This is a genomic window from Rhodococcus jostii NBRC 16295, from assembly GCF_001894825.1.
Taxonomy (GTDB): Bacteria; Actinomycetota; Actinomycetes; order Mycobacteriales; family Mycobacteriaceae; genus Rhodococcus_F; species Rhodococcus_F jostii.
Window position 1 is genome coordinate 1 of the sequence record NZ_BCWY01000163.1, and the last position, 10,593, is coordinate 10,593.

Sequence of the window (10,593 nt, forward strand, 5' to 3'; positions counted from 1 at the left end):
TGGACCTGAACCCCCGACGAACCTAGGGCATGTCTCCTAATAACTTGAGCCACTCGACGATGCCGGCGAGCAGGAATCCGGCGCGGTAGGTGAGGGCGAGTTTGTCGTAGCGGGTGGCCACCGCACGCCACTGTTTCGCCTTGTTGAAGGCCCGTTCGACCACGTTGCGCCCCTGGGATGTCTACAACACCCCGCAGGGAGACGCGTTCTTCACCGACGAACGGACAACGGCGTTCACCACCGAGTCAGGCTGGGTCTACTCCCCAGACGGGGCGCCGGCGCCCGCATCTCGCGACGGCGAATTCACCGCCGATCATATCGAGGGGCCTTGGTACCGGTATGAGCTCGTAACGACGTTCTAGGTCGCCGGCGCGTCCCGGTAGTGGATCGGCGGATTCTGGCGGTCATCGCAACAGCAGTCGGTCCATCTCTTCGATGGGCGTGCGAAAGTCTAGCCGTTTCCGGGGACGCTCATTGAGTTGCCGTGACACCCACTCCAAGTCCGCTTTCGAGTGCACACTCAGGTCCGATCCTTTGGGGAAGTACTGACGGAGTATGCCGTTCGTGTTCTCGTTGGTCCCGCGCTGCCAGGGTGAGTGGGGATCACAGAAGTAGATGTCGATGCCGGTGGCCGCGCTGACGCCCTTCCAGTCCCGCATCCCCGAACCCTGGTCCCACGTCAGGGTTCGGCGCAGGATCGCGGGCAGCTTCTTGAGCCCGCGCACACTCGCCGTTCCCTACTGGGGGCCCGGCACGAGTTGATCGAACTCGTCGACCCGGCTACTCACCGGGGTGTGCTCGCCATTCCGGTGAGGGGTTCGACCTCGACGGCGGGGTGGAGGCGTACCGCGGGCTCCTGGTCGGAACGCTACGCGGATGTGCGCTGATCGTGCCGTAAAAGCTGCGGAGTGCGACGACCGTCCGCTCGCAGTGAACGCAGGCCGCATTCGGGTCCGGAACGGCTCGTCAAGGCCGAAACTTATTCTGCCCCGGACGCTTCGGGGAGTGGTGCGGTCCAGGTCAGTTGGGTTCCGCCGGTGGTGGGGGTGGTGAGGGTGCAGGTGCCGCCGGCCTGCTGGGCACGGGTGGTGAGGTTGTGCAGGCCGCTGTGCGTCACGGTCGGGGCGATGCCGGTGCCGTCGTCGGTGACGCAGAGGGTGAGGTCGTCGTCGACGGAGACGGTGACGTCGACGTGGTGGGCGTGGGCGTGGTGTACGGCGTTGCTGAGCGCTTCCCGCAGCACCGCTTCGGCGTGGTCGGCGAGTGGTCCGGTGACCACGTTCAGCGGCCCGGTCATGCGCACGGTGGTGCGCAACCCGCTCTCACCGGTTTGTTCGGTGATGATTGCGGTCAACGCCGGGCGCAGTGCGAACCCGTCGTCCTCTCCGCCGTGCAGTTCGAAGATGGCGGTGCGGACGTCGGTGATGATGTCCTGGACGTCGTCGATCATCTCCGACAATCGTTGCCGGCCTTCGGGGACGTGGGTGCGGCCGTGGGCGCTTTGCAGGTGCAGGCCGTGCGCGAACAGCCGTTGGATGACGTGGTCGTGCAGATCCCGGGCGATCCGGTCCCGCTCGGCGATCAGGGACAGGGCGGTCAGTTGGCGTTGATCGTCGGCCAGCTTCAGCGCGAGGGCGGCCTGGTCGGCGAAGGCGGCGGCCAGGGGCAGTTGGCGGTCGTCGAACGGTTCCCGCCCGCGGGTGCGGATGAGGGCGAGGACCCCGGTCACCGAGTCCGCGGACACCCGCAGCGGCAGCAGTACCGCCGAACCGCCGTGTGGGCCGGCGTCGCTGATCTCCGGCACCCGGATCAGTGTCCCGGTGCGGTAGACCCGGCCGGTGGCGGTGTCGTCGACACCGATCCGCATACCGGGCACGCTGACGTCGTTTCCGGCGTACGCGGTGACCGTGAGGGCGGTGACGTCGGCGGAGGCTTGGTCGAGGTCATCGGGTCGGGCGATCAGGACGTGGTCGGCGTCGGCCAGGTGGCGGGCCCGGCGGGCGATCAGATCGAGCACCTCGCCCGGGTCGATGGCGGCGAGCAGTTCACCGCGGATATCGCTGGCCGCTTGCTGCCACTGCTGGCGCTGGCGGGCCTGTTCGAAGAGGCGGGCGTTGTCGATGGCGATCCCGGCGGCGGCGGTGAGGGCTTGGATGAGGATTTCGTCGTCCTCGGTGAAGGGCTGGCCTGTGGCTTTGTCGGTGAGGTAGAGGTTGCCGTAGACCTGCCCGCGGATGTGGATCGGAACGCCGAGGAAGGTGCGCATCGGCGGGTGATGTGCGGGGAACCCCACAGAAACGGTGTGCCCCGCGATGTTGTCCAGGCGCAGCGGTCTAGGGCGCTCGATGAGCAGGCCGAGCAGCCCGTGCCCGGTCGGCAAATCCCCGATCAGAAGCCGGGTGTGCTCGTCGACGCCCGAGTAGACGAAATCCTGCAACCCGTCTCCGCTGTCGTTGAGCACACCGAGGGCCCCGTATCGGCAGTCGACCAGCCGTATGGCCGCGTCGACGATCCGCCGCAGTGTCGCTGCCAGGTCGAGGCCGGAGGAGACGGTGAGCATCGCGTCGAGCAGTCCGTCGAACTGCTCCCGGGAGGCGGTCATCTGCTCGATGCGGTCCTGCATCTCGGCCAGCATCTGCCGGAGCCGCAGTTGCGAGAGCGTGTCGAGCAGCAGTGATTCGTCGTCTCCTGGCATCGTCACCAGCTTTCTGCGCCACTTCCTCATGCGCCCGCCGTTGAGAACGCGGACGCTGCCGGGCGGTGGCGCGTGCACCCCGGGGATAGCCCCTTTTCGTCGAGGTCAAACCCGGTCACGGGTGGCCGCTGCGGCACTGGTGACGCCGAGCGACAGTGGTAACGACTTAGGACTCTAACCCTGCCGGGACGACAGGCTCATGCTGAAGGAGGTAGGCGCACGCACCCGACCGACGCGTCTGGAAAGAAGACCACAGTGTGATGCGCACCTCCGACACTGACGGCACCCTGACCCCGACCGAATGCGTCCACGCGTTGCGGTCGGTGCCCACGGGTCGTCTGCTCTACACCGAGGACGCCCTGCCCGCGGTGCGGCTGGTGACCTTCGCCGCCCCCCGCTCCGAGATCGTCATTGCGACCGAGAACGAGTCCTGGTTCGACCGCCTCGATCGGATGTTCGTGGCATTCGAGGCCGGCCACGTCGAGTCGGGAACCCGGGACGGATGGAGTGTGGTCGTGCTCGGCCACGCCCGCACCGCCGCCGGCTCCGACTATCTGTCCGGGTTCGACCACACCGGCCCCTCCCCGTGGACGATCCGACCCTCCGACGGTTACCTCGTCCTCGACATCGAGTACGTCACCGGCCGCCGCCTGACCCTGCCCCGGCTGGCAGGCGACCAGCGATAGGGCTCACACTGCTTGGTGACCGTGGTCGGACATGGCGTCGGTGGCGGCGATGCGATCACCACCGACTTCTCCGGGACTGGGCCGACGACGGCGCGCTACCGCAAACACCTGATCAGATCCCTTCTCGGTGCACCGGATGCCACTCACACCGGCACCTTCGCGGCGTGCAGCCTGACGGAGTAATCGACGTCCTGCACACCCGAATCCGTTCTCGGCGAGAATGTGTCGCCGTCACCGTTCAGGCACTCGACTCTTCGTCTCGGGGCGCGCTCAGCTCATCGCATCGGACGGGGCGGCACGTGCCACCGTCGTCGTGTGGGTGGTGACGATGCTGGCGCTCGGCGGTCACAGCGAGCTCAGTTCCGGGGCCGAAGGGCACCCGTCCGGGCGTCCTTGGCGGCCGGTGTCCGCATGCCGGACCGCCGTCCACGCACGCCCCGTGGAACGCGGCTGGGCAGGTGCTTTCTCTGTCGCTTCTGCCAATGACCTTGTGCTCTACGCCGCGCGCCCTGGGTGCGGAAGACTCGGATTGCGTAAGGATGGCCGAGGAGGCACGGGATGAATATCCATCAGTCATCCACATCACGCTGGTGGAGACTGACTCCGTGGAGCCGAAATCCCCTCATGCGGACCAGGGACCGTCTCGATGTCGTCGTCGCGGCCGTCATGATCACCTTCGTCCTGATGATGGTCCCGTTCGCGGCGGCGTTCGGAACGGTGACCAACACCCGGCTGAACGATCAGTCTCGCGCCGACGTGCTGAGCAGACATGCACAATCTGCTGTTCTCATCGACGATCCGCACCAAGTCCTCGTGGGGGGTGCGCCCAGTGACGCCCCGGACACCGAAGACCATGCGACGGCTCAGTGGACTGCGCCCGATGGCAGCCTCCAGTCCACCGACGTGGAAACCCGGCACGGCGCCCACCGCGGCGACACCGTCTCGGTGTGGATCGATCCTGACGGCCACGTGGTCGACGAGCCCCGATCGGGCCCGGAGAACGCGGCGATCGCCGTCAGCGCCGCGCTGTCGGTGTGGGCCACCGCCGCGGGTGGTTCCCTTCTGCTGCTCTGCGGGGTCCGGTGGGTGAATACGCGAAGCCGGATGCGCCAGTGGGATCGAGAATGGAACGACGTCGGCCGCACACCGGGATGGCCGGTCAGCTGACGATCTCCGCCGTTGCAGGACCACCGGGCCCACCGACGCGCGAAAGGTAACGGTCACCGCGGCCTCGCGGCCGTATCACGGGACATCGGAACCAGGCACGCGGTCGCGCGGTATCTTCGGCGGCTTTCATCGGCCCAGCAGCAGCGCCCTCGCCAGATTTGACCGGAGCGGCCCACGAGAGCGGCCCGCTTGTTGTCCGTTTCAGCTGGCGGCTGGGGTCCGTGTGGCCGGGGCGCCGAGTGCGTTCAGGCTTCGTGCGCGCATGCCCGCAGCTCGCGGCCATCACCCGCCGCCACCACGAATCGAGCCGGGCTCGTTGTATCGGGCCATTGGATAGGATCCTCATCGGTGGGACCACGAGGCTGCCGACGGGGCGAGATCATCGAATCCGCATGCACCGCAACACTGTTTCGGGTGACGTAGCCGGACCGTCTGCACGTCAGATAGGCGACGGTTTCTCGTCGGTGCCAGCCGAGCCGGCCTCGTCCCCGTCAGCGAACATCGCCTGGATCCGTTGCAGGATCTCCGGCGTGCTCAGTGCTCGGCGGGTGGGAATGCAGTGATGCGGTGCGCTCACCGAAGAAGCCTGCAGGCGTGTCATGTGGGTACTCTCAGTCGCACAGATGTGGCCGAGCGGTGGCCAAGGCGCGGGCACCCATCCCGGTCACTATCGGTGTTCCTGGCCACGCGACGGGCCAGCTAGGGGACAAAGTCCTTTCCGCCCACCGAGAAGTCGACGGCCGACGCAGATCCGGAATCGGAGAGTCCGCCTCCGGTCAAGAGTCCGGCTCCGGCCAAGACCGCCGCGCGTCGTGGGCAGCCGCGCAAGACCACCGCCAAGTGATCTGTGCACAGGCCGCTGAGTCGTTACCCGGCGGGCGGCAGCGCGGCGGGTACGGCCGACGGCGAGACCGATTCGTGTGATGTGCCGGCAGGCTGCTTTCTCGACGAGGAGAGGCACGAAGTCACGTACTCGCCCGTTCACGAAGCGCTTGTGAATGTTCCGCACGGTGTTTTCGATGTCCGCCGGTGGGATCGAGGGGTCACGCGTGATCAGGCGGCGATGACCTGTTCGACCTGCAGCATTTCGTCATCTCCGCAATTCATTCATCGTCTGCCCCGGAACGGAGAAAGGTCGACACACGAAATGGCAACGACACGTGGTGTGGTCACCGGTTGATATCGGTGCCGAGCGACCTCATGTCGGTGAGATCGGTTCGAAGGGCCGGACTTCGTCGTCGCCGGGCCGGACCACCCCGGCCGAGGATTCCGGAACTTCGTTCCACGCGCCTTCGAGGTCGCGGAGAGGCTCGGAGACCACGAAACGGGTCTCCCCGCTCAATTCGTGCAGGACCTCGACCTCCGGGTGCAGTGCGCGTAGCTTCGCGATCTCGGTGGAGAAGAACAGCGACCTCGACTGTCGCTCGCTCGAATAGCGGAAGATCCACACCGATTCGCCGTCGGTGGTCGCGACGGTCATCTGCACCGGATACTCGACCCCGTGCGTGCGACCGACGTCTTCGACGAAGCCGACCGCACGGGCGACAGCACCGAACGGATCGTCGACGAGGCCGAATGTCAGTGCAAGGAAGAACAAGGTTTCGGAGTCCGTCGACCCCTCGATGTCGAGGAACAGCGCCGAGTCGACGGCCATCACCAACTCACGCCTGATCTCGTGAAAACCGCGCAGTGCGCCGTTGTGCACCCACAACCACTGCCCATGCCGGAAGGGGTGACAGTTGCTGCGCTGCACCGGTGTCCCGGTCGAAGCCCGCACGTGGGCGAGCAACATCCGCGTCCGCACCTGACCGGCGATCTCCCGCAGATTGTTGTCGTTCCAGGCCGGTTCGATGCTCTTGTACACCGCCGGTTCGGTGCCCTCGCCGTACCAGCCGAGACCGAAGCCGTCACCGTTCGTGGTGGTCGCTCCGAGACGTGAGTGCAGACTCTGGTCGATCAGCGAATGTTTAGGGCGGAACAACAGGTCTTCCGCGAGGATCGGCTCACCCGAGTACGCCATCCACCGGCACATGCATCAATTCAAGCAGAGCCGACCCTGCCTGCGACAGCCCTGACAGGCACAGACTCCGCCCCTTCGTGAAGGGCGCGCACGGCCACCAGACTGCGGGTTGCGCCCCCTCGCCGGGAGGAATTCGCACCGTTCCCCCGAAGCCTGACCGCGCATCCGGACATTGGCCTCGCCGGGGTCTTGTTGTCAGGTCGAAGGGGTCGGGGGCAGATTCCACTCGTGGGCATGGATGAGAGGTACCGAGCCGGTTTCCCGCAGACGCGATGGCGGTGATCATTTCGTTGTCGCGGAGGGAGTGGTTGTTGCTGATCCCGGCCCGCTTGAGCATCGGCACGGCAATCTGCCAGGTGTCGAGGTACAGCCGCCACAGTCGGTCGAGGGCGAAGCGGGCGAGGTGCTCCCGAAACGCGGGCTTGTCGGTGACCAGCATGCAGCAACTGGTCGCCGACAACGAACTCGTCGTGAGTGCCGGATGGTCGTGGTCATTGTGGCGCTCGCCGCTGCCGCGGTCTGGTCTGCGTTCCGCTGACCACAACAGTGAGTCAGCAGTCTTGTGGGGCATTTGCAGGTTAACCGCCGGGCGGGACGGGCAGTCTGGATCCATGAGCACGGCGCAGCAAGAACGGGAAGACAAGTACGACGTCGGCGCCGACTTCGCGGTGCCGGATTTGGACGACCTGGTCCCGCCGGGCGGTCGGCTCGACGAAGACACCGTCACCCTCGACAACGAATATTTCGACACCACCGACCGGGACCTACTCCGCCAGCACATCACGTTGCGGCGCCGGACCGGCGACACCGACGCCGGTTGGCAGCTGAAGGTGCCCGACCGCAAGGCGCGCACCGAAATCCGGGTGCCACTCGGCGCGGACGACTCGGTGCCGGGCGAGCTGGCCACCCTGATCTCGGGGGTGGCCCTGGGCAAACCGGTGCACCCGGTGGCGTCGATCTCGACCGTTCGGCGCCGGCGCCGGCTGCTCGACCCCGATGGGAACCTGCTCACCGAGGTCGCCGACGACACGGTGCACGCCACCGCGGCCGCCGCAGCGTCTGGCGGGGACGGCGCGGTCGCCAGTGAGTGGCGCGAGGTGGAGGTCGAACTGGGCGAGCGCGGCGACGGGACACTACTCGAGGCGATCGGCAAACGGCTGACCCGGGACGGTGCGTGCCCGTCGCGGTACCCGTCGAAACTGTCTCGGGCGCTGAACCCGAACGGTCCGGGCCCCGCCGACGACGACTCCGGTGTGGAGGTGGTTCGGGAGCTGTTGACCGCCTACCTCGACACCCAGGTGCAGGCGATCGTCGGCGGCGACGTGTGGCTGCGCCGCGGGTTGGACCCGGTCCACGCCACCCGGGTCGGGATCCGGCGGTTCCGCAGCACCCTGCGGGTGTTCAAGAAAATGCTGGACCCCGCCGCACGGACGCGGCTCGATGAGGAACTGTCCTGGTACGCGGGGGTGCTCGGTGAGGTGCGGGACCGGCAGGTCCAGCGCGCCCGGTTCGCTGCCGCGGTCGCCGACCTGCCCGACGAGCTGGTGCTGGGTCCGGTCGCCGCCCGGATCGAGAACGATCTGCTCGCCGAGCAACTCCGGTACCGGGCCGAGGTGATGGAAACCGTCGACGGTGACCGGTACCGGGCGGTGCTCGCCGCGCTGGCGCGGTGGCGCACCGCACCGCCGCTGACCGAGGATGCAACCGCCGGGGAGCGGGTGCTGAAGAAGGCGGCGCGGAAGGCGCGCCGCAAGGCCGACAGGAGGTTGGCTTCCGCCCTCGACGACGGCGACGACGAGGCCCTGCACCGGGCGCGGAAGGCCGCGAAGCGGGCCCGCTACGCCGGCGAGCTCACCCGCGGGCTGGTCGGGAAGAAGAAGGGCAAGAAGCGGGTCGCCGAGTACAAGAAGGTCCAGAAGGTTCTCGGGGAGCACCAGGACAGCGTGGTGGCTCTGGGCACCCTCCGCACCCTCGGTGCCCGCGCCGGGAACACTGACGGCGAGAACGGGTTCACCTTCGGGCTGCTCTACGGGCTGGAGCTGCAGGCCGCGCGCCGCGCCCGCGACGATGCCGCCCGGCTCACCACCTGACCCTTCGAGAACAGGGGGTTGGACATGTCGGACAACAGTGGCGAGCGGACGGACGACGAGTGGAACTACCGTGCTCGCCATGAGACGGAAACCCAACGGCTCGACCGCAACTGGGCGGCGCTGCTTCAGGAGCTGCGGGTCGTGCAGACCGGAGTGCAGCTGCTCACCGGGTTCCTGTTGACGTTGCCGTTCCAGCAGCGCTTCGCGGACCTGACGGACTTCGAGGTCGGTGTCTACCTCGTCACGGTCGCGCTGTCGGTCCTGTCGACGATGCTGCTGGTCGCGCCCGTCGGGATCCATCGAGCGGTGTTCCGCCAGCACGCCCTTCCCGCGCTGGTGTCCACGGCGCACAAGCTGACGCTCTGCGGTATCGCCACCCTCGGGGCGGCGCTCGTCGGGGTCGTGCTGCTCATCTTCAGCTTCGTCGTGTCGCCGAGGGTCGGCCTGGTCGCGGCCGCGGTAGCGGCGGCCATCTTCTGCGGGCTGTCCCTGCTGGCCACGATCCTGCGATTGCGGCACCGCATCGACGACGATCCCCCCACCCGCGGCTAGCAACGAAGCGCTCGCCAGAGCCCCAGCACGGCTGGGGAACGAAGTCGTGAAGCTTCCCGTTCGCGAAGTGCTCGCGCGCCGAGTGCACCACCTGCTCGATGCTCTCCCGGGCCAGGTCCCGCCCTCGTCGCCTACCACCCAGTTCCGGGCCTTTCCACACTCCACGAAAAAGCCGGTACGCACCTCTCATACCCGTCCGGTGCGGGGGTCGTCGGCTGCCGGGGCGGGTGACGGGTCGGGGTGATCCATTCGCTCGAGGTGAGCCTTGATCCATTCGGTGGTGTTGACCCGTGCCGGACGGCGCGGGGACGAGTAATCGACTGGTACATCAGTCACGGATACTCATTTCTTCCGACTTCATTGCACTGCGGGCGCATGTGGCTGATTTCCGAGAACGACCGAGACGCGACCCGCACCTGCACCGTGCCCCTCGGCCGGTGCTTCGTCAAGGGGCACCGGGCGCGTCTTCGCCCGTTACCGGCGGAGAACTGTGTACTCGTCCAACCAGCGACGCCCGCCGCTTATGCACTGGTGAAGTTGGGAACGTAGCGGTGACTATCCAGCATCCGGCTCGAACAAAACCGCGCCCCCAGTAATGTGGGGTGCGTCACGCTGCAAACTTCGGTGGACCTGTCGGGTCCCGGACCACCGCTCGGAAAGGGCAACAGCATGTCAGTCGTAGTTCGTCACCACGCACCGGGCATGACCAAAGATCAGTACTCGGCGATCGCGGAGGTCACCCTGGACGACCTTCAATCGGCGAAGGGATTCGTCGCCCACTACGCCTTCCTCGAAGGTGACGGCCTCACCGTCTCCGAAATCTGGGACACCCAGGCCGATCACGACGCGTTCTTCGGCGAGCACATCAAGCCGAAGCTCCCCCAGGAGATCCCCACCCCGGTGGTGTTCGAGGTCCTGGGCGCCATCACCGCCAGGACCATGGTCGGGGGTGCCGCGCACACCGCCAGACATGCCGTCGGAGTGCTCGGGGGAGCAGCCGGAGGCGCGTGGTCCTGGACGCGCAGCAAACTGGGGGAACTGGCGCACAGATCGGAGAAGACCGAGGCCGGGACCGCGGTCGAACCCGCGGGCACGACCACCCCCGCGGCGGCGTCGGCACCGCCCGCAAAGGGAGCCGCCGCCAAGTCGACGTCTGTCGCGGCGGCGCCTGCACAGTCGACGCCGTCCACGGTGCCGCCCGTAACAGGAGACACCCTCGGCAAAGCGAAGGCCAAGCCGGCGCCGTCCACCGGCAAGTCCGGCGGCACCTCCCCATAGCGGTGCACTCCGATCACCACCGGCAGTGCTCTCTCGGCGAGAAAGATCGAACTGTTGTCGGCGCAATCGGTAAGCGGCCGGGCTCCGGCTCCTCCTGGGCGAGGG

Annotated in this window: 11 protein-coding genes and 2 pseudogenes; 5 read left to right on the forward strand and 8 right to left on the reverse strand. The window is 67.3% G+C overall.

Annotated features, from left to right (window positions below; translation table 11 throughout):
- Nucleotides 1-22: 22 nt before the first annotated feature.
- The 3 genes and pseudogenes from RJ1_RS43650 to RJ1_RS43665 form a co-directional block, all read right to left on the reverse strand.
- Entirely contained in the window at nt 23-163 is a 141-nt protein-coding gene (locus RJ1_RS43650; RefSeq protein WP_073370717.1) for an IS5/IS1182 family transposase, read from the reverse strand.
- Nucleotides 164-404: 241 nt separating this feature from the next.
- Nucleotides 405-716 (reverse strand): annotated as a pseudogene (locus tag RJ1_RS43660) (IS30 family transposase); the annotation flags it as partial.
- A gap of 263 nt (nt 717-979) precedes the next feature.
- Entirely contained in the window at nt 980-2,695 is a 1,716-nt protein-coding gene (locus RJ1_RS43665; RefSeq protein WP_073370734.1) for a GAF domain-containing sensor histidine kinase, read from the reverse strand.
- A 260-nt stretch (nt 2,696-2,955) separates the two neighbouring features.
- Between RJ1_RS43665 and RJ1_RS43670 the strand changes: the two genes are divergently transcribed.
- Together RJ1_RS43670 and RJ1_RS43675 are read left to right on the forward strand one after the other, a co-directional pair.
- Entirely contained in the window at nt 2,956-3,381 is a 426-nt protein-coding gene (locus RJ1_RS43670; protein ID WP_073370720.1) for a pyridoxamine 5'-phosphate oxidase family protein, read from the forward strand.
- A gap of 558 nt (nt 3,382-3,939) precedes the next feature.
- A complete protein-coding gene (locus RJ1_RS43675) occupies nt 3,940-4,548 on the forward strand; it encodes an Rv1733c family protein (protein WP_073370723.1) in 609 nt (202 codons plus the stop codon).
- Nucleotides 4,549-4,987: 439 nt separating this feature from the next.
- Here RJ1_RS43675 and RJ1_RS47120 read toward each other — a convergent pair whose 3' ends face one another.
- The 4 genes and pseudogenes from RJ1_RS47120 to RJ1_RS48590 all read right to left on the reverse strand — a co-directional run bounded on the left by RJ1_RS47120 (nt 4,988) and on the right by RJ1_RS48590 (nt 7,007).
- Nucleotides 4,988-5,149, reverse strand: a complete 162-nt coding sequence (locus tag RJ1_RS47120) for a hypothetical protein (protein WP_162850292.1) — start codon at nt 5,147-5,149, stop codon at nt 4,988-4,990.
- 321 nt (nt 5,150-5,470) lie between these two features.
- Nucleotides 5,471-5,655, reverse strand: a pseudogene (locus tag RJ1_RS49160) (three-helix bundle dimerization domain-containing protein); the annotation flags it as partial.
- 91 nt (nt 5,656-5,746) lie between these two features.
- Nucleotides 5,747-6,568 carry a class II glutamine amidotransferase gene (locus tag RJ1_RS43680; RefSeq protein WP_073370726.1) on the reverse strand — a complete coding sequence of 274 codons (822 nt, stop codon included), beginning with the start codon at nt 6,566-6,568 and terminating at the stop codon, nt 5,747-5,749.
- Nucleotides 6,552-7,007: a hypothetical protein gene (locus tag RJ1_RS48590; RefSeq protein ID WP_240319636.1), complete on the reverse strand. Its 456-nt coding sequence runs from the start codon at nt 7,005-7,007 to the stop codon at nt 6,552-6,554. Before RJ1_RS48590 ends, RJ1_RS43680 begins: the two co-directional genes overlap by 17 nt.
- Before the next feature lie 172 nt (nt 7,008-7,179).
- Between RJ1_RS48590 and RJ1_RS43690 the strand changes: the two genes are divergently transcribed.
- Both RJ1_RS43690 and RJ1_RS43695 read left to right on the forward strand, forming a co-directional pair.
- Nucleotides 7,180-8,658 carry a CYTH and CHAD domain-containing protein gene (locus RJ1_RS43690; RefSeq protein ID WP_073370728.1) on the forward strand — a complete coding sequence of 493 codons (1,479 nt, stop codon included), beginning with the start codon at nt 7,180-7,182 and terminating at the stop codon, nt 8,656-8,658.
- Nucleotides 8,659-8,682: 24 nt separating this feature from the next.
- Nucleotides 8,683-9,210, forward strand: a complete 528-nt coding sequence (locus tag RJ1_RS43695; protein ID WP_073370731.1) for a DUF6328 family protein — start codon at nt 8,683-8,685, stop codon at nt 9,208-9,210.
- Between the two features lie 186 nt (nt 9,211-9,396).
- On the opposite strand, the gene RJ1_RS47125 is transcribed toward RJ1_RS43695, so the two are convergent.
- Nucleotides 9,397-9,546, reverse strand: a complete 150-nt coding sequence (locus RJ1_RS47125) for a hypothetical protein (protein WP_162850291.1) — start codon at nt 9,544-9,546, stop codon at nt 9,397-9,399.
- 366 nt (nt 9,547-9,912) lie between these two features.
- Here RJ1_RS47125 and RJ1_RS43700 point away from each other — a divergent pair, with 366 nt between their 5' ends.
- Nucleotides 9,913-10,488: a hypothetical protein gene (locus RJ1_RS43700; protein ID WP_073370732.1), complete on the forward strand. Its 576-nt coding sequence runs from the start codon at nt 9,913-9,915 to the stop codon at nt 10,486-10,488.
- Nucleotides 10,489-10,593: the final 105 nt, after the last annotated feature.